General features: G+C 69.2%; 14 protein-coding genes. 3 read left to right on the top strand and 11 right to left on the bottom strand.

Going from position 1 to position 17,290, the window contains the following annotated elements:
- Positions 1–24: 24 nt before the first annotated feature.
- Genes QTI33_RS15880 through QTI33_RS15865 form a run of 4 tightly spaced genes read right to left on the bottom strand, consistent with a single transcriptional unit; the run spans position 25 to position 5,214 of the window.
- Positions 25–462 (bottom strand): CBS domain-containing protein, encoded by a 438-nt coding sequence (locus tag QTI33_RS15880; protein WP_286507046.1) that lies wholly within the window; start codon positions 460–462, stop codon positions 25–27.
- A gap of 44 nt (positions 463–506) precedes the next feature.
- Positions 507–1,562 carry a 2-oxoacid:ferredoxin oxidoreductase subunit beta gene (locus QTI33_RS15875; protein ID WP_286507045.1) on the bottom strand — a complete coding sequence of 352 codons (1,056 nt, stop codon included), beginning with the start codon at positions 1,560–1,562 and terminating at the stop codon, positions 507–509.
- Positions 1,559–3,400 carry a 2-oxoacid:acceptor oxidoreductase subunit alpha gene (locus tag QTI33_RS15870; protein WP_286507044.1) on the bottom strand — a complete coding sequence of 614 codons (1,842 nt, stop codon included), beginning with the start codon at positions 3,398–3,400 and terminating at the stop codon, positions 1,559–1,561. The genes QTI33_RS15875 and QTI33_RS15870 overlap by 4 nt, the downstream gene beginning before the upstream one ends.
- On the bottom strand, positions 3,397–5,214 hold the full coding sequence (locus QTI33_RS15865) for an FAD-dependent oxidoreductase (protein WP_286507043.1): 1,818 nt from the start codon (positions 5,212–5,214) through the stop codon (positions 3,397–3,399). Before QTI33_RS15865 ends, QTI33_RS15870 begins: the two co-directional genes overlap by 4 nt.
- 209 nt (positions 5,215–5,423) lie before the next feature.
- Here QTI33_RS15865 and QTI33_RS15860 point away from each other — a divergent pair, with 209 nt between their 5' ends.
- Complete coding sequence (locus tag QTI33_RS15860; RefSeq protein ID WP_286507042.1) at positions 5,424–5,699, top strand: hypothetical protein; 276 nt, start codon at positions 5,424–5,426, stop codon at positions 5,697–5,699.
- Positions 5,700–5,709: 10 nt separating this feature from the next.
- On the opposite strand, the gene QTI33_RS15855 is transcribed toward QTI33_RS15860, so the two are convergent.
- The 7 genes from QTI33_RS15855 to QTI33_RS15825 form a co-directional block, all read right to left on the bottom strand.
- Complete coding sequence (locus tag QTI33_RS15855; RefSeq protein ID WP_286507041.1) at positions 5,710–6,342, bottom strand: LysE family translocator; 633 nt, start codon at positions 6,340–6,342, stop codon at positions 5,710–5,712.
- 70 nt (positions 6,343–6,412) lie between these two features.
- Complete coding sequence (locus QTI33_RS15850) at positions 6,413–7,480, bottom strand: ABC transporter ATP-binding protein (protein WP_286507040.1); 1,068 nt, start codon at positions 7,478–7,480, stop codon at positions 6,413–6,415.
- A gap of 23 nt (positions 7,481–7,503) precedes the next feature.
- Positions 7,504–8,346: a carbohydrate ABC transporter permease gene (locus tag QTI33_RS15845; RefSeq protein WP_286507039.1), complete on the bottom strand. Its 843-nt coding sequence runs from the start codon at positions 8,344–8,346 to the stop codon at positions 7,504–7,506.
- Positions 8,336–9,271, bottom strand: a complete 936-nt coding sequence (locus QTI33_RS15840) for a carbohydrate ABC transporter permease (RefSeq protein ID WP_286507038.1) — start codon at positions 9,269–9,271, stop codon at positions 8,336–8,338. The genes QTI33_RS15845 and QTI33_RS15840 overlap by 11 nt, the downstream gene beginning before the upstream one ends.
- A 22-nt stretch (positions 9,272–9,293) precedes the next feature.
- Positions 9,294–10,562, bottom strand: coding sequence for an ABC transporter substrate-binding protein (locus QTI33_RS15835; protein WP_286507037.1), 1,269 nt, complete (start codon positions 10,560–10,562; stop codon positions 9,294–9,296).
- Between the two features lie 43 nt (positions 10,563–10,605).
- Complete coding sequence (locus tag QTI33_RS15830) at positions 10,606–12,207, bottom strand: FAD-dependent oxidoreductase (RefSeq protein ID WP_286507036.1); 1,602 nt, start codon at positions 12,205–12,207, stop codon at positions 10,606–10,608.
- 33 nt (positions 12,208–12,240) lie between these two features.
- Positions 12,241–13,275 (bottom strand): LacI family DNA-binding transcriptional regulator, encoded by a 1,035-nt coding sequence (locus QTI33_RS15825; RefSeq protein ID WP_286507035.1) that lies wholly within the window; start codon positions 13,273–13,275, stop codon positions 12,241–12,243.
- A 335-nt stretch (positions 13,276–13,610) separates the two neighbouring features.
- Here QTI33_RS15825 and QTI33_RS15820 point away from each other — a divergent pair, with 335 nt between their 5' ends.
- Together QTI33_RS15820 and QTI33_RS15815 are read left to right on the top strand one after the other, a co-directional pair.
- Entirely contained in the window at positions 13,611–14,291 is a 681-nt protein-coding gene (locus QTI33_RS15820) for a hypothetical protein (RefSeq protein ID WP_286507034.1), read from the top strand.
- Positions 14,292–14,486: 195 nt separating this feature from the next.
- A complete protein-coding gene (locus QTI33_RS15815) occupies positions 14,487–17,210 on the top strand; it encodes an adenylate/guanylate cyclase domain-containing protein (protein ID WP_286507033.1) in 2,724 nt (907 codons plus the stop codon).
- Positions 17,211–17,290: the final 80 nt, after the last annotated feature.

Genomic DNA, 17,290 nt, shown 5'->3' with positions numbered 1-17,290 from the left:
AAATGTCACGGAACCGGGAAGGCCTCAGCCAAGGACGTCGTTCACCTGCTCGTTGAACTCCGCCTGGCTGAGCGCGGTGCCGATCTCCCTCGGCAGGGCGTCGCGCACCGAGAAGACGCCGAGGATCTTGGTGCCCGACACCAGCGGCAGGTGGCGAAAGCCGCGTTCGAGCATCAGCACGACGGCGTCGGACACCAGAGTCTCCGGCGGCACGCAGATCGGGTTGGGCGTCATGACCTCGCGCGCCGTGGTGTGCTCGGGGTCGAGCCCCTTGGCCAGCACGCGCGTCATCAGGTCGCGCTCGGTCAGGATGCCCAGCAGCTTGTCGGGCGGCTCCATGACCAGCACGCTGCCGCAATTGGCGCGCGTCATGATGCAGGCGGCATCCCGCACGCTGGCCTGTGGGCCCAGGCTGGTCACGTGCTTGCGCGAGATGGACTGGAAAACAGTGCGTTCGGCCATGGTCCGCCCTCCGGAGGAAGCGCTATGGTGCCCCGCGTGCCGGCTCAGCGCAAGGAATCGTTGAGCCGGTCGAGGGCCTTGGCCCCGGGACAGAGCTGGGCCGCGCCCAGCGCATTGAGCGGATGGCCGCTGGTGTTGAGCGCCGTGTGCAGGTCCGTGGCCAGCGGATCGACGTAGAGCAGGCCGGTCACGACCTCGCCCATCGCCTGGTGCCGCTGCATGTGGGCCATGGCGGCATAGCGGTCGCCCGGGTCGTAGCCGGCATGCAGGCTGCGCAGCCGCAGCAGGGTGCCGTCGTGCTGGCGCACGTCGAGCACTTCGCCCGGCCCCATGTCGACGGTGATCTCGTCCCTGGCGGTGATGAAGTCGATGCGGCTGACCGCCTCGTTGTGCTCGCGCACGTAGTCGTAGCTCTTGGTGCTGCCCGGGTGGTTGTTGAAGGCCACGCAAGGGCTGATGACGTCGATGAAGGCCGAGCCGCCATGGCTGATCGCCCCCTTGATCAGCGGCACCAGCTGCGTCTTGTTGCCCGAGAAGCCGCGGCCCACGTAGCTGGCGCCCAGCTGCAGCGCCATGGCGACCAGGTCGACCGGGCTGTCGGTGTTGACCACCCCCTTCTTGCTCTTGGAGCCCTGGTCGGCGGTGGCCGAGAACTGGCCCTTGGTGAGGCCGTAGACGCCGTTGTTCTCGACGATGTAGGCCATGCGCACGCCGCGGCGCATGGCGTGGGCGAACTGGCCCAGGCCGATGGAGGCCGAATCGCCGTCGCCCGAGACGCCCAGGTACAGCAGGTCGCGGTTGGCCAGGTTGGCGCCGGTCAGCACGCTGGGCATGCGGCCGTGCACCGTGTTGAAGCCGTGCGAGGCGCCCAGGAAGTAGTCCGGCGTCTTGGAGCTGCAGCCGATGCCCGACAGCTTGGCGACCCGGTGAGGCTCGATGTCCAGCTCCCAGCAGGCCTCGATGATGGCGGCCGAGATCGAGTCGTGGCCGCAGCCGGCGCACAGGGTCGAGATCTTGCCTTCGTAGTCGCGCCGGGTGTAGCCGACCTTGTTGGTGGCCAGCGTCGGATGGCGCAGCCGGGGCTTGGCGAGGTAGGTCATGCGGTTTCCTGGGTGTCGGTGGCGCGGGGCGCGGGCACCCCGACATGGGCGCCGATGGCCTCGACGATGAAGCGCGCCGTGATCGGCGTGCCGTCGAAATGCAGCACCTTGACCAGGCGCGCCGGATCGATCTCGAGTTCGTTGACCAGCAGGCTGCGCATCTGGGCGTCGCGGTTCTGCTCGACCACGAACACCCGCGTGTGCCGGGCCAGGAACTGCACCACGCTGTCCGGGAACGGAAAGGCGCGCAGCCGCATGGCGTCGAGGTGGATGCCGCGTTCGGTCAGCGCCTCCAGCGCCTCCTGCATGGCCGGGCTGGTCGAGCCGAAATAGATCACGCCGAGCTCGGTCTTGCGGGCCGCCGGCCGCAGCACCGGCTGCGGCACCAGGGCGGCCGCGGTCGCGAACTTCTTGAGCAGCCGCTCGACGTTGTAGACGTAGTCGGGGCCGCGCTCGGAGTAGCGGGCATAGGCGTCGCGGGTCGTGCCGCGGGTGAAGAAGCTGCCCTTGCTCGGGTGCGTGCCCGGCAAGGTGCGCCAGGGGATGCCGTCGCCGTCGACGTCCTTGTAGCGGCCGAAGTCGCGGCCGGCCTCGAGTTCCTCGGCGCTCATGACCTTGCCGCGGTCGTAGTCGCGGCTGTCGTCCCAGGCGAAGGGCGCGCACAGGCGCTGGTTCATGCCGATGTCGAGGTCGGTCATGAGGAACACCGGCGTCTGCAGCCGGTCGGCCAGGTCGAGGGCGGCCGCCGCGTGCTCGAAGCACTCGTGCGGGTCCTCGGGGAACAGCAGCACATGCTTGGTGTCGCCGTGCGAGGCGTAGGCGCACGCGAGGATGTCGGCCTGCTGGGTGCGCGTGGGCATGCCGGTGGAGGGCCCGCCGCGCTGCACGTTGATCAGGGTGACCGGAATCTCCGCGAAGTAGGCCAGGCCGATGAATTCGGTCATCAGCGAGACGCCCGGCCCCGAGGTCGCCGTGAAGGCGCGGGCGCCGTTCCAGCCGGCGCCGACCACCATGCCGATGGAGGCGATCTCGTCCTCCGCCTGGACGATGGCGAAGCGGTTCTGGCCGGTCGCCGGGTCGACCCGGAACTTGGCGCAGTACTTCTGGAAGGCCTCGGCCACCGAGGACGAGGGCGTGATCGGGTACCAGGCCGCCACCGTGGCGCCGCCATACACGCAGCCCAGCGCCGCGGCGCTGTTGCCGTCGACGAAGATCCGGTCGCCGACCCGGTCGGCGCGCCGCACCTGCAGGCCCACCGGCTCGCGCAGGTTCTCGCGCGCGAAGTCGCAGCCCAGGTGCAGCGCCTGCACGTTGGAGGCCAGCAGCTTCTCCTTGCCCTTGTACTGCTCGCCGAACAGCTTCTCGACCACTTCGGGCTCGATCCCCAGCAGGATCGCCAGCGCGCCCACGTAGACGATGTTCTTGAACAGCTGGCGCTGGCGCGGGTCGTGGTAGACCGCGTTGCAGATCTCGGTCAGCGGCATGCCGATGACCCGGATGTCGTCGCGGAACTTCGACGGCGGCAGCGGCCGCGTGCTGTCGTAGAACAGGTAGCCGCCGGGCTCGAGCTCGGCGACGTCGGCGTCCCAGGTCTGCGGGTTCATCGCCACCATCATGTCGGTGCCGCCGCGTCGGCCCAGGTGGCCTTTTTCGGTGACGCGCACCTCGTACCAGGTCGGCAGGCCCTGGATGTTGCTCGGGAAGATGTTGCGCGGGCTCACCGGCACGCCCATGCGCAGGATCGCCTTGGCGAACAGCTCGTTGGCCGAGGCCGAACCCGAGCCGTTGACGTTGGCGAACTTGATGACGAAATCGTTGACCGCTTCGATTCGCCTCATGCCGCCACCTCCTGTGCGGCCCGTGCCTTCGGCCCGGCCGGCGTCATCTTGAGCAGGAATTTCTGCATGTCCCAGGCCCCGGTGGGGCAGCGCTCGGCGCACAGGCCGCAGTGCAGGCAGACGTCTTCGTCCTTGACCATCACGCGGCCGGTCTTGAGCCCGCCGGACACGTACAGGTCCTGCGCGAGGTTGAGCGCGGGCGCCTTCAGCCGGGGCCGCAGCTCGCTCTCCTCGCCGTTGACCGTGAAGCTGATGCAGTCCATCGGGCAGATGTCGACGCAGGCATCGCATTCGATGCAGGCGGTCTCGGTGAAGACGGTCTGCACGTCGCAGTTGAGGCAGCGTTCGGCCTCCTTGAAGGCGGTGGCGGCATCGAAGCCCAGCTCGACCTCCACCCGGATGCTGGCCAGCGCGGCCTCGGCCTTGGCCCAGGGCACCTTGTAGCGCAGGTCGTTGGAGGTGTCGTTGTCGTAGCTCCACTCGTGGATGCCCATCTTCTGCGACACCAGGTTGGTCATCGGCGCCGGTCGGACATACACCGCGTCGCCATGCAGCAGCCGGTCGATCGACACCGCCGCCTCGTGGCCATGGGCCACGGCGGTGATGATGTTCTTGGGGCCGAAGGCCGCATCGCCGCCGAAGAAGATGTTCGGCACCGACGACTGGAAGCTCTTCTCTTCGAGCGTCGGCAGGCCCCACTTGTCGAAGGCGATGCCGCAGTCGCGCTCGATCCACGGGAAAGCGTTTTCCTGGCCCACCGCCACCAGCACCTCGTCGCATTCGATGAAGGCCTCGGGCTCGCCGGTGGGCACCAGCGTGCGGCCGCCCTGGTCGTCGTACTCGGCCCGCACGATCTCGAAGCGCATGCCCAGCAGCCGGCCTTCTTCGTGGACGAAGGCCTTGGGCACGTGGAAGTTGAGGATCGGGATGCCCTCGTGCTGGGCGTCCTCCTTTTCCCAGGGCGAGGCCTTCATCTCGTCGAAGCCGCTGCGCACGATGACCTTGACGTCGGTGCCGCCGAGGCGGCGGGCCGAGCGGCAGCAGTCCATCGCCGTGTTGCCGCCGCCGAGCACGATCACGCGCCGGCCGATGCTTGTCACGTGGCCGAACGAGACCGAGTTGAGCCAGTCGATGCCGATGTGGATGCTGGCGGCCGCTTCCTGGCGGCCGGGCACCTGCAGGTCGCGCCCGCGCGGCGCGCCGCAGCCGACGAAGATCGCGTCCCAGCCTTGCGCGATCAGCGCCTTCATCGACTCGATGCGCTCGCCGGAACGGAAGGCGACGCCGAGGTCGAGGATGTAGCCGGTCTCTTCGTCGATCACCGATTCGGGGAGCCGGAAGCGCGGGATCTGGGTCCGGATGAAACCGCCGGCCTTGGCCTCGCCGTCGAACACCGTGACTTCGTAGCCCAGCGGCGCAAGGTCGCGCGCGACGGTGAGCGAGGCCGGCCCGGCGCCGACGCAGGCGATGCGCTTGCCGTTGCGGGGCGCCACCGCCGGCATCCGCGCGCGGACGTCTTCCTTCAGGTCGGCCGCCACCCGCTTGAGCCGGCAGATGGCCACCGGCTCGGGCGCCTGGGCGTTGCTTTCCTCGACCCGCCCGCGCCGGCAGGCCGGCTCGCAGGGCCGGTCGCAGGTGCGCCCCAGGATGCCGGGGAACACGTTCGAGACCCAGTTGATCATGTAGGCATCGCCGTAGCGGCGTTGCGCGATCAAGCGGATGTACTCGGGGACGGGGGTGTGCGCCGGACAGGCGTACTGGCAATCGACGACCTTGTGGAAATAGGCCGGGTTGGCAATGTCGGTTCGCTGCAAGGCGTGTCTCCTGGCTGCCGCCCGCGGCCTGGTGGGGGTCGGCGCGGGTCTGCCCTCAGTATGCGCCGCGGCGGACCGGCCCATGCCTTGGTGGAATCCCTCACCAAAGGGCAGAGGCCCTTACCCGAACAGACAGTTCACAAAGCGGTCGCAATGGCGCAAGATTTTGCTGGCCGAGATCGCACCCGCCAACCAGGGGCACACCCACCATGAATTCGAACGGCGCTGCCAGCGAACGACTGGCCCGGAGCTTCGAGGAGAACTACAGCGAGGCCACCCGCGGCCTGGCGACGTTCCAGGTGATCGGCATCGCCCTGCTCGCCGCCCATGGCATGGCCGACGACAGCTTCAAGCTGGCGTTCCGCAGCTTCGTGCACGGCTGGCTGCAGGCGCGCGGCGTCGAGGAAGACGAGTTCCAGCGCGCCGTGACGGCGCTGGAGGCACTGCTGGACCATTCCGACATCCCTTCGATCCTGCGCCATTGAGGCGCGAATCTCAGGGCGTGGCGCGCCGATAGAAGGCCAGGGAGCCGGCCAGCGCCAGCAACGCCGCGCCGCAGGAGCGGTCCAGCCACAGCACCGCGCGCTGGCGCAGCAGCCGCACGGCGCGCGCGCCGACCACCGCATAGCCCAGCATCACGAGGAAGTCGAGGCCGGCGAAAACCAGCGCGATGGCGGCGTACTGGGGCCATTGCGGTGCCGAGGCGTCGATGAACTGCGGCAGCAGCGCCGAGCAGAACAGGTAGCCCTTGGGATTGGTCACGGCGACCAGGAAGGAGCGCGCGAAGATCCGCCGCGTGCTCACGGGGCCTCGCCGCTCATCGAGTTGCGACAGGTCCAGGCCACCCTTGGAGCGCAGCAGCCGAAGGCCGAGCCAGGCGAGGTAGGCGGCACCGACCCATTTGACGACCGAGAACCAGAACTCGGAAGCGGCGAGCAGCGCGCCCAGGCCGAGCGCCACCGCGCCCACGAGCACGAAGTCCGAGACCACGGCACCGAACATGCCGGGCAGGGAGCGACGCACGCCATGGCGCGACCCGTTGGCCAGGGCCAGCAGCACGGTCGGGCCCGGCGTGGCGATCGCCACCAGGGCGACCAGGGCAAAGACGGCGAGGGTGGCGGCGTTCATCGCGGACAGGGCAGGGTGGTCGGGAGGGCACGATACACCGCTTCCGCCGGGGACACGAGGCCCCTTGCGCTCAGGCGGCGTCGATCCGCAGGCCGGTGGCCGGGTCGAACAAATGCACGGTGCCGGACTTCGGCCGCAGGTGCAGCACGTCGCCCGGTGCCATGGCCAGGCGTTCGTGGAACAGCGCCACCACCTGGGCCGGGCCCAGGCGCAGGCCCAGTTGCGTCTCGGAGCCCAGCGGCTCCACCACCTGCACCTGCGCCGCCACCCCCTGGCCCGGCTCGCAGATCTCGAAGTGCTCGGGCCGGATGCCGCAGACGGCCTGCCGTCCCGCGTGGGCGGCGAGGGTGTCCGCAGGCAGCAGCAGCAGCGCATCGGCGGCCTCGAAGCCCCTGGGCGTGCAGCGGCCCGGCACGAAGTTCATCGCCGGCGAGCCGATGAAGCCGGCCACGAACTGGTTGGCCGGACGGTCGAACAGTTCGAGCGGCGATCCGACCTGCTCGACCCGGCCGGCGTTGAGCACCACGATGCGGTCGGCCATGGTCATCGCCTCGACCTGGTCGTGCGTGACGTAGACCGTGGTGGTCCTGAGCCGCTGGTGCAGGGCCTTGATCTCCCCGCGCATCACGATGCGCAGCTTGGCGTCCAGGTTGGACAGCGGCTCGTCGAACAGGAACACCTGCGGATCGCGCACGATGGCGCGCCCCATCGCGACCCGCTGGCGCTGGCCGCCGGAGAGCTGGCGCGGATGGCGCTCCAGCAGTGCCGCCAGCCCCAGGATGTCGGCGGCCCAGCGCACCCGCTCGGCGATCTCCGCCTTCGGCCGGCCGCGGTGCTCCAGCGAAAAGCCCATGTTGGCGGCCACCGTCATGTGCGGATAGAGCGCGTAGTTCTGGAACACCATGGCGATGTCGCGGTCCTTCGGGTCCAGGTCGGTCACGTCGCGCCCGCCGATGCGGATGCGGCCGTGCGACACCGCCTCCAGCCCGGCGATCATGCGCAGCAAGGTCGACTTGCCGCAGCCCGAGGGCCCCACCAGCGCCACGAACTCGCCATCGCGGATGTGCAGGTCGAGGCCATGGATCACTGGCACGGTGCCGAAGCGTTTCTGGATTCCGGAGAGGAGGACTTCTGCCATGAAGGGGGTCGGTGGGTGGAGGCTCAGCCCTTGAGCCCGGTGTGGGCCAGGCCTTCGACGAACTGCTTCTGGGCCAGCACGAAGACGATCAGCACCGGCAGCGCCGTGAGCGTCGCCGCGGCCAGCTGGATGTTCCACATCGGCCCGCCGTAGGCGTCGGTGTACTGCGTGAGTGCCTGCGGCAGTGTGAACTTGGACGGCGTCGACAGGAACACGATCGGTTCCAGGTACAGGTTCCAGCTGTGGAGAAAGGTGAAGATCGCCACCGATGCCAGCGCCGGCCGCGCCAGCGGCAGCGCGATGGTGCGGAAGATCCTGAAGCGTCCGAGGCCGTCCACCCGCGCGGCTTCTTCCAGTTCTGCCGGCAGGGCGATGAAGAACTGGCGCATCACGAAGGTGGCGAACACGCTGGGCGCACCGAAGACCGGAATCAGCACCAGCGGCCAGTGGGTGTTGACCCAGCCGAGCGCGAGGAACATCCGGAACAGCGGCACGATCGTCACTTCGGAAGGGATCAGCAGGCCGGTCAGCACGACGATGAACAAGGCGTTGGCGCCCGGGAAGCGGATGCGCGCGAAGGCATAGCCGGCCATCGACGAGATGGCCAGCGTGGCGGCCGTCACCACGCCGGCGATCCAGGCCGAGTTCCAGTACTGCTGCGCGAAGGGCTGGACCGTGAACACCTGCGCGTAGCTGCTCCAGTCCGGGTGGGTCGGGAAAAGCTGCGGCGGAAACACGAAGATGTCGCTGATCGGCTTCAGCGACGAGGTCAGCATCCACCAGGTCGGGAACACGAAGGGAATCAGCAGCACGCACAGGAGCCCGTACAGCGCGACCTTCATGCGGGCGGAAATCTCACCGTTCATGGAAGACGAACCTCTTGCGCATCTGCCACTGGGCCAGCGTCAGCAGCGCGACGATCGCGAACAGCAGGATCGCCAGCGTCGAGCCATAGCCGAAGCGATGGAACTGGAAGCTCTGCTGGTACAGGTAGTACACCAGCACGGTGGTCGACACGCCGGGCCCGCCCTGGGTCAGCACCGCGATCTGCGCGAACACCTGCAGCGACCCGACGATGGTGATGATGGACGTCAGCAGGATGGTCGGACTGATGAGCGGCAGCGTGATGCGTCGGAACTGCCGCCAGCGCGACGCGCCGTCGATGCGCGCGGCCTCGTACAGCTCGCGCGGCACGCCCTGCAGCGCGGCCAGGAACAGCACCATGTTGAGCCCGACGTTCTTGAACACCTGCACCACGATCACCGAGAGCATCGCGGTGGCGGGGGTGCGCAGCCAGTTCGGCCCTTCGATGCCCAGCAGCCTGAGCGTGCCGTTGAGGCCGCCGTTGTGCTGCAGCAGGAAGCCCCAGACGATGGTCCAGGCGACCAGCGAGACCACCACCGGCGAGAAGAACAGCGTGCGGAACACCGCGATGCCCGCCAGCTTCTGGTTCAGCAGCACGGCCAGCAGCAGGGCCAGGCTCATGTTCAGCACCACCAGCCCGCCCGAGAACAGCGCCGAGGCCAGCAGCACCCCGGGCAGGCTGGGGTCGCCCAGCAGCAGCTCGTAGTTCCGGGCACCGGTGTAGTGGAAGGTGTTGGCCAGCACGTTCCACTCGTGCAGCGAATACCAGAAGACCAGCGCCAGCGGCACCAGCACGAACACCAGCGTGCCCGCCAGCTGCGGCGCGGCGAACAGCAGGCCCGCCGCACTGTCGCGCCGCGCGATGGTCCAGAACGGCCGAGGCACGGCCGGCGGCAGCTCGGCAGCGGGATCGGGTGGGTGGGCCATGGCGTGGGCTGGCGACGGCGCCCTACTGCGCGAGCAGCGGAGCGATCTGGGCGCAGATCGCGCGGGTCGCGGCCGGGATGTCGGCCTTCGGCTGCCACACGGCATCGAGGCCGGCACGCACCATCTGCTGCAGGCGCGCGAAGTCGGTGTGCGCCGGCATCAGCTTGCCGGTCGCGATGCCGGCGACCACGACCCGGTCGAGCTGCGCCGGCGTGAGCAGGGCGTTGGTCTTGCCCAGCACCTCGGCGTTGAGCAGCGACTTGCGCGCCGAGGGGAAGAACTGCGCCAGCTTGGCCGAATTCTCCGGATTGGTCATGTAGGCGACGAAGGCGGCCGCCGCGGCCTGGTTCTTGCTCGACTGCAGCACGCCGATGCCGGCCTGGCCGACGATCGCGTAGTCGCCCGCCGTGCCCTTGGGCAGCGGGACCAGGTCCCAGTCGAAGCGCTTGTCCTTGGGCAGCAGCGAGGCGCGGCTGATCTGCGTGATCGTCATGGCGGCGTCGCCGGCGAAGAAGTCGACGTTCTGGCCCGGCCCGGGGATCGCCTTCTTGACGAAGATCGCGTCGTGGATGAAGCCCAGGGCATCGACCATCGGCTTGTCGGCCAGCGTGCAGCGCTTGCCGTCGGCGCTCCAGGGCGCCGCGCCCCAGCCGTTCCAGACCGAGGACAGGTATTGCCAGGCCTGGTAGTTGAAGTCGCGCACCACCAGGCCGCCCTTGCCGGTTTGCGCGACCGCCTGCGCGGTCGCGATCGCCTGGGGCCAGGTCCACTGGCCGGCGGCGATGAGCTCGGCCGGGGTCTTGGCGCCGGCCTTGCGGACCAGGTCGTTGTTGACGAACACCGCGAACGGCGAGGTCGAGAAGGGATAGGCGTAGAGCACGCCGTCCTTCGACCAGCGCTCGGTGGCCGACGGGCTGAGCTCGCCGAGGCTGTAGCCCGGCGTGGCGGCCAGCGCCTTGGTCAGCGGCGCCAGTGCGCCGGAGTTGACGAAGTCGAAGGCGGCGGTCTCGAAGATCCAGGCCATGTCGGGCGCGTTGCCGCCGGCGATCTGGGTCGTCAGCGCGGTCGTGTAGGTCTCGAAAGGCAGCGATTCGAAGCTGACCGTGACGTCGGGGTTGTCTTTCTTGAAGCCCTCCGCAATGCCGTTGAAGAGCTTCAGGTGCGCCTCGTTGGCGCTCCAGATGGTCATGCGCAGCCGGGTCTCGGCCGATGCGCCGGCCGCCAGGGCCAGCGACAGGGCGACACCGCCGGCGATGGCACGCCAGCTCGCGAAGGTCTTGGAATGGATCATGGTGCGGGGTCTCCTCGGTCGGGTCTGCGAAGCGGTCGAAGTCTCAGTAGGCGCGCACGTCGGGCCAGCGGGTCTCGACGCCGGCGCGCGCCAGCACGGCCTGGAACGCGGCGAGCCGCGCGTCGTCGGCCTGCACCCCGTGCGGCGTGGTGGCGTGGGCTAGGCAATGGGCGGCCAGCATCCCGGCCACCTCGCCCACGTTCCATTCCACCGGGTGCAGCCGATAGCAGCCGTTGGTGATGTGGGTGGTGGCGATGTTCTTGCCGCCGGCCAGCAGGTTCGTCATCCGGCGCGGCAGCAGGGCGCCGAGCGGAATCTCGAAGGGGCAGGAGGGCACGTCGATGTAGTTGTCGCCGCCCGTGGACGGGTGCAGGTCGATGCGGTACATGCCCACGCCGACGCTGTCGCGGTAGCGCACCGCGCCCTGGTCGCCGCGCACGGCATGCGACAGGTCCTGCTCGACGATCCGCGTCACGCCGAGGATGCGGCGACTCTCCCGGATGTAGGGCGCCATGGCCAGGCCGTGCGAGGTGCCCGTGACGTCGCCGCGCAGCCGCAGCCCCGGGAAGCCGGTGCCGCCGTCGACCCGCGGCGCCTCGGTCTGCAGCCAGTAGAAGACCGAGTGCGACAGCTCGGCCGCCGACTGCAGGTGGCGCGCCTGCTCGGCCTCGGGCACGTCGATGATCGTGCCCTCCATGTAGTCGATCATGGGCCAGTTCACCAGGCAGATGTCCGAGGCATAGGCGCCCGGCACGAAGTTGCGCCGCGCCGCGATGCGCCTGAAGGTCCACAGGTTCTGGTCGCCGCCGCTCTTGCGCTGGTCGGCATCGACCTGCAGCGGGTCGTCGTCCGGGTTGGGCGTGAAGGAGCGCTCGCTGATCTCCAGGGTGCGCGGGTTCGGCGCCTTGAAGCCCAGCAGCGGCCCGCCCCAGAAATGCGGCTGGTAGGCGCGCCAGAAGTCGTAGTGGCGCGGCTTGTCGATGGTGTGGTCGCCGTCGACATGGTCGATCGCGAAGCAGATCGACACCGCCTGCACGTTGTGCGGCTGGGCCTCGGGCGGCGCGCTCGGCTCGCCGGTGTCGGCCCGGCTTTCGAAGCCGGTCGCGTAGTCGCAGCCGGCGAGCGGCAGCAGGTCGCCCAGTTCGGTCGCGTCGATCACGAAGGCGGCCGCCACCGTGATCTCGTCGGCCGTGTCGCGATGGCGCAGCGTCACGGCGCGCACCGTGTCGCCGTGGGTGTCGGCCGCGACCGGGCGGTAGGGCTGCAGCACCGTCAGGCGGCCGGCGCCGCGATGGGGCGCCAGCATGGCTTCGAGCACCGCCAGGCCGACGCGCGGTTCGGCGCAGATGCGGCTGACCCAGCCCGCACCCGGGTTGAGCTGGTCCCAGGCGCGGCTGGCCGCGGTGAGCGGGTAATGGTCGCGGTAGTAGCGGCGGATGCCGTCGCGCAGCGCCCGATAGCGGCGCGTGACGCCGAACTGCTCGACCCAGCTGTGTTCGTCCGGTGGCACCGCCTGGCTGGTGAGCTGCCCGCCGATCCAGTCGTACGCCTCGCTCATCACCACCGTGCGGCCGGCCTCCAGCGCGCCCAGCGCCGCGGCCACGCCGCCGAGGCCGCCGCCGACCACCAGGATGTCCGTCTTCATTTCTCGCATGCTGTGTCGTTCCAAGGGGTGGGTTCAGGACGGCTTGGCGGGGCCGAGGGTGTCGCCGCGGATCGGCTCGCAGGGCAGCAGCACCTGCTGCACCGCCTGCGCCGTGCCGCCCTCGACCCGGCGCACCAGCATGGCGGTGGCCTGGCGGCCCATCTCCTCGCGCGGAATCGCGAACGAGGCGAAGCGCGTGCCGCTGCCTTCGGTGCGGATGTGCGAGCCCAGCGCGACCAGCGAGAGATCGGCCGGCAGGCCCAGCCCGCGCGCTCTCGCCGCGCGTTCGAGGCGCACCGCATCGGCCAGTTCGACGCAGAAGGCCGCGGTCGCGCCGCTGGCCAGCAAGGCGTCCAGCGCCTGGCCATCGTCGGCGGGCGGGTCGGGCAGGCGCAGGACGAGCTCCATGTCGTCGCCGAGTGCGGCGGTGAAGCCCCGCCAGCGATCCTGCGGCGATTCCGCCGGGCCGTTCGAGCCGAGCCAGGCCAGGCGCCGGTGCCCCAGCTCGCGCGCCTGCCGCACCAGCGCACCGGTGGCCGTGGCGTAGTCGCCGCCGACGAAGGGCACGGGCCCGCCCGCATCCTCGCGCCGGCCGATGGCCACGAAGGGGTAGTCGCCCGCCACCAGGCGCGCGAGCTCCGCCCGGTCGAAGGTCTTGCCGAGCACGATGCAGCCATCGGCGATGCGCAGCCGGCTTTCCTCGGCGAATATCTTGCGGTTCGCGCCCTGGCCGGTGCCGGTCAGCAGCAGCAGGTCGTAGCCATGCGCCTGCGCCTCCTCCTCGATGCCGAACAGGAAGGGCAGGAAGAAGTCGGCGTGCGCATTCGGAAAGGCCGGCTCGTAGGTGAACACGCCCAGGATCCGGTTCGATCCCTTGGCCATCCGGCGCGCGATCGGGTCGGGCACATAGCCGGTCTCGCGGATGATCTTCTGCACCCGCTCCCGCGTTTCGGGCGGAATGCGCGCCAGTGCGTGGTCGGCGCCGTTGAGGACCAGGGACACCGTGGCCTGGCTCACGCCGGCGAGCTTGGCAATGTCTTGCTGGGTCAGGCGGCGGCCGGCGGGCATGGGTTGCTGATGCGTATTACTAGATTTGCTAATTCGTATTATCAGCACAAGAAGCGTGCAATTGGGCGCAACGATGAACAGGGATTACCCGAACTCGGCGGCCGAATGCATCGCCGACGCACGCAGCAGCACGCGCGCCGCCGCCGCCACGGACTGGCGCGCGGCGAGGCGTCCATCGTCGGTTCGCGAGCCTGCGATTCGCGCACCTTTCAAGCCCTGGAGCCCGTTCCCCGCGATGCAGGCCGACTCGCCATCCGCCGGTCGCTCGGGTAACTCCCGAGCGATGGTGTTGCTGCCCGAACGTAAGCTGTTGGCCGCTTCACCGGAGAACGCAAATGCGCCGTAGCCATCGCCTGATGTATGTCGTCTCGGCCGCGTCTCTGACCGCCCTTGTCGTGTCTTGCGCCTCCGCCCCGAAGACCGGGCCCATGAGCTTCTTCGTGACCAGCGTGAATCCGGGCGACGGCGCCAATCTGGGCGGCCTGGCGGGTGCGGATGCGCATTGCCAGAAGCTGGCGTCGGCCGTCGGTGCGGGAAATCGCACGTGGCGCGCCTACCTCAGCACGGGCTTCATCCCGCCCGGCACCGCCGCGGTGCACGCGCGCGACCGCATCGGCAAAGGCCCGTGGTTCAACCAGAAGGGCGTGCTCGTCGCAAGCAACGTTGCCGAACTGCATGGCGACAAGAACAACGTCAACAAGGAAACCGCGCTGAGCGAGAAGGGCACAGTGGCCAACGACCGCTCCAAGCAGCCCAACCAGCACGACATCCTCACCGGCACGCGACCGGACGGCAGCGCGCCCGCGTCGTTCCCGAACCAGCCCGACATGACCTGTGGCGAGTGGACGAAGAACGGCGCCGGCTCGGCCATCGTCGGCCACTTCGACCGCTCGGGCCCCAGCCAGGACCCCTGGGCGGTGTCGTGGAACTCCTCGCACAACACCGCCGGCTGCAGCAAGGACGACCTGCCGAAGACCGGCGGAGCGGGGCTGTTCTACTGCTTCGCGGCGGATTGATCCGCCTCTGCATCGACGGCATCTGCCCGCAAAGGCCCTGGCGGCCCGGTCGCGTACGGCCTCATTGCCAGCCCTGGCGTGGCCGCCGGGCGGCGCGCGTTGCATGGGTGACACGGCCTTGCGCGAAGACTACGATGCTGCTGCGCATACGGGCGGGGGTGTCTCGTGAACGATTCGGGCCTGCGGCATAGGTTGATGGCGATCCTCTGCGCCGATGCGTCGGGGTATTCGCGACGGATGGCCCAGGACGAGCGTGCGACGGTGGTCGAGCTCGATGCGGCGCGCCAGGTCTTTCGCAAGCGCGTCGTCGAACACGGCGGGCGCATCGTCGACACGGCCGGCGACTCCGTGCTGGCAGTGTTCGAGACCGCTGCCGGTGCCGTGGATGCGGCCATGGCTGTGCAGCGACAGCTTGCGCATGCGGGCCCCTTCGAGGCCGCGCGCCTGCGTTTTCGCATCGGCGTCCACCTGGGCGACATCATCGAGAAAGCCGACGGCTCCATCTATGGCCACGGGGTGAACGTGGCGGCGCGTCTTCAGGCGCTGGCGCTCGAGGGAGGGATCTCGGTCTCGGACTCGGTGCGCCTCACATTGGGTGAGCAGGCCGGTCGCCGCTTCGTGGATCAGGGCCAGCATGCGTTGCGCAACATCGGGCAGCCGCTGCATGCGTTCGGGCTCCCCATCGAAGGGGCGGTGGCCCCGGATTCAGGCGCAGCGGGTGAAGCGCCTCGCCCGGAAGCCACGGCGGGACAGGCCTTGGGCAACCTGCCGGCGCAGCTGTCACACCTGTATGGACGCGCGGAGGACATTGCCGCGCTGGTCCGGCTGCTCGAGCTTCATCGTGTGGTGAGCGTGGTAGGCCCTGGAGGTATCGGCAAGACCCGGGCAGCGCAGGCGGTGGCCCACGCCGCGCGCAGCAACCATGCCGACGGCGCTTGGATCGTGGAGTTGGCTCCCCTGGCAGATGGGCAGTTGGTGGTGCCAACGGTGGCGCGGGTGCTGGGGCATCCCATCGCGCAGAAGGAGACCGCGCTTGCGTCCCTGGTGCAGGTGCTCAGGGACCAGCGGCTGCTGCTCGTGCTGGACAACTGCGAGCACCTGATCGCAGCGGTGGCCGAACTGGTCGCGCAGGTCGTGGCGGGCGCCCCGGGCGTGCGGCTGCTCGTCACGAGCCAGGAACCGCTGCACATCGCGCAGGAACAGATCAGTCGGCTGAACCCGCTGGCGGTGCCCCCGAGCGCGGGCGTGAGCGCCGCGCTCGGCTACGGCGCGGTGCAGCTGTTCGTCGCGCGCGCCCAGGCTGTCGATCCAGGCTTCGCCGTGGACACCGAGAACGTGGACCACGTGGTCGAGATCTGCCGCCGGCTCGATGGGATGGCACTCGCGATCGAACTGGCCGCGGCGCGGGTGTCGCTGCTGGGCGTGCGCGGGGTGCGTCAGCGGCTGGACGAGCGGTTGAAGCTCTTGGCGGCGGGCAGCCGCACGGCGCCGCCTCGGCATCAGACACTGCGGGCGGCACTGCAGTGGAGCCACGGGCTGCTGACGCTGGTGGAGCAGACGGTGTTCGATCGGCTCGGCGTGTTCATCGGCACGTTTTCACTCGAGGCCGCGCAGCAGGTGGCGGCCGACGAAGCGATCGATGCGTGGGCGGTGCTCGATCACTTGGCCTCCCTGGTGGACAAGTCGCTGGTCCTGGCGGAGGGCGGGGAGACAAAGCGCTACAGGCTGCTCGAGAGCAGCCGGGCTTTTGCGCTGGAGCGGCTGGCCGCGGCAGGATCGCTCGAAGCGATCTGCAGGCGGCATGCGCAGGCGGTCGCCGACACCTTGACGGGTGACGATCCCTTCGAGGAGCCGCTGACGCGGATGCGCCGCATCGCGCCCGATCTCGACAACGTCCGCGCGGCCGCAGCCTGGGCGATGGGATCCAGTGGAGATCGCCAGATCGCCGTCGCCATAGCCGCTGCCACCGACAGACTCTGGGATGCTCACGGCTTCAACGACGAAGGTGCGCGACTGTACCGAACCATCGAGCCCTGGGTGGACGAAGCCACGCGGCCTCGGCTGGCAGCGCGCTTCTGGTTCGCCGTCGCGGACCTGGGACTGTGGACCGACACGAAGCGCCAGGCCGAGGCGGGACTCAGGGCCGCCGAGCTGTTTCGCGGCTTGGGCGATCGATTCTGGGTGTTCAGGTCATTGATACCCACCGCGCTCTCATTCGCACATCTCGCCGACCGTGTTGCGGCGGAAAAAGTGCTGACCGAGATGGAGGCGCTGCTTGACCCGGCTTGGCCGTCGTGGACGCGATTTGCCATCGCCTGGTGCAAGGCATTCCACGAATACCACATCGAGCGCCGGCCGGAGGAGGCACGAAAACTCATCGACGCCGTCCTGCAGAGCCAACGTCGAGGGGACAACTTCTTCAGGGACTGGTGCGAAGGCGTGCTGCCACTCTACGACCTGGCGGCGGGAGACTTTGCTTCTGCATTGCATCGATGCGACGAGCTTCTTGCCCGGCCCAGGGCCATCGAAAGCACCTCGCTGCGTGCACATCTGCTCTCTCGGCGCGGCTTGGCACTCGTCGGTCTCGGCAATCTCGACGCCGCGGAGACCTCGTTGCGGACCGCGACGAGCATGATCATGCACGCGATAGGCCCGGGTGCCTGGGCGTTTTGCTATATCGCCCAACTGCTCGCGTGCCAGCAACGGTTCGTCGAAGCAGCCAAGACGATGGCGTACATCGACAACCGCTTGGGGGCCGACCTCAAAGGCCTGGCGCCGGTGCCCGTGCGCTGCTACGAGGAAGCCCTCGCCATCGTCGGGAAGGGTCTGGACACCGAGGAGCTTGCTCGGCTTCGTCGTGAGGGCCGCCAGCTCAGTGCGGACGAAGTGATCGCGATGGCCTTCCCCACCCGAACGTAGCGAACTGACGTGGCGCTGGCCTTGCTGCCGCTGCACCAGTCGACAGTGATGCGTCCTTGAGGCGTCGCGATGTCGCTCAT

Source organism: Variovorax davisae (assembly GCF_030316845.1).
In the GTDB taxonomy this organism is placed as follows: Bacteria; Pseudomonadota; Gammaproteobacteria; order Burkholderiales; family Burkholderiaceae_C; genus Variovorax; species Variovorax davisae.
The sequence above is the reverse complement of the archived record's forward strand: the minus strand, read 5'-3'. Positions and strand labels throughout refer to the sequence as shown.

What these genes read in the sequence shown, in the direction of transcription:
- QTI33_RS15860 (WP_286507042.1), top strand. Translation starts at nt 5,424, where the DNA reads ATGAATTCGAACGGCGCTGCCAGCGAACGACTGGCCCGGAGCTTCGAG.
- QTI33_RS15870 (WP_286507044.1), bottom strand. Translation starts at nt 3,400, where the DNA reads ATGAGGCGAATCGAAGCGGTCAACGATTTCGTCATCAAGTTCGCCAAC.
- QTI33_RS15835 (WP_286507037.1), bottom strand. Translation starts at nt 10,562, where the DNA reads ATGATCCATTCCAAGACCTTCGCGAGCTGGCGTGCCATCGCCGGCGGT.
- QTI33_RS15855 (WP_286507041.1), bottom strand. Translation starts at nt 6,342, where the DNA reads ATGAACGCCGCCACCCTCGCCGTCTTTGCCCTGGTCGCCCTGGTGGCG.
- QTI33_RS15850 (WP_286507040.1), bottom strand. Translation starts at nt 7,480, where the DNA reads ATGGCAGAAGTCCTCCTCTCCGGAATCCAGAAACGCTTCGGCACCGTG.
- QTI33_RS15845 (WP_286507039.1), bottom strand. Translation starts at nt 8,346, where the DNA reads ATGAACGGTGAGATTTCCGCCCGCATGAAGGTCGCGCTGTACGGGCTC.
- QTI33_RS15820 (WP_286507034.1), top strand. Translation starts at nt 13,611, where the DNA reads ATGCGCCGTAGCCATCGCCTGATGTATGTCGTCTCGGCCGCGTCTCTG.
- QTI33_RS15840 (WP_286507038.1), bottom strand. Translation starts at nt 9,271, where the DNA reads ATGGCCCACCCACCCGATCCCGCTGCCGAGCTGCCGCCGGCCGTGCCT.
- QTI33_RS15880 (WP_286507046.1), bottom strand. Translation starts at nt 462, where the DNA reads ATGGCCGAACGCACTGTTTTCCAGTCCATCTCGCGCAAGCACGTGACC.
- QTI33_RS15825 (WP_286507035.1), bottom strand. Translation starts at nt 13,275, where the DNA reads ATGCCCGCCGGCCGCCGCCTGACCCAGCAAGACATTGCCAAGCTCGCC.
- QTI33_RS15815 (WP_286507033.1), top strand. Translation starts at nt 14,487, where the DNA reads ATGGCGATCCTCTGCGCCGATGCGTCGGGGTATTCGCGACGGATGGCC.
- QTI33_RS15875 (WP_286507045.1), bottom strand. Translation starts at nt 1,562, where the DNA reads ATGACCTACCTCGCCAAGCCCCGGCTGCGCCATCCGACGCTGGCCACC.
- QTI33_RS15830 (WP_286507036.1), bottom strand. Translation starts at nt 12,207, where the DNA reads ATGAAGACGGACATCCTGGTGGTCGGCGGCGGCCTCGGCGGCGTGGCC.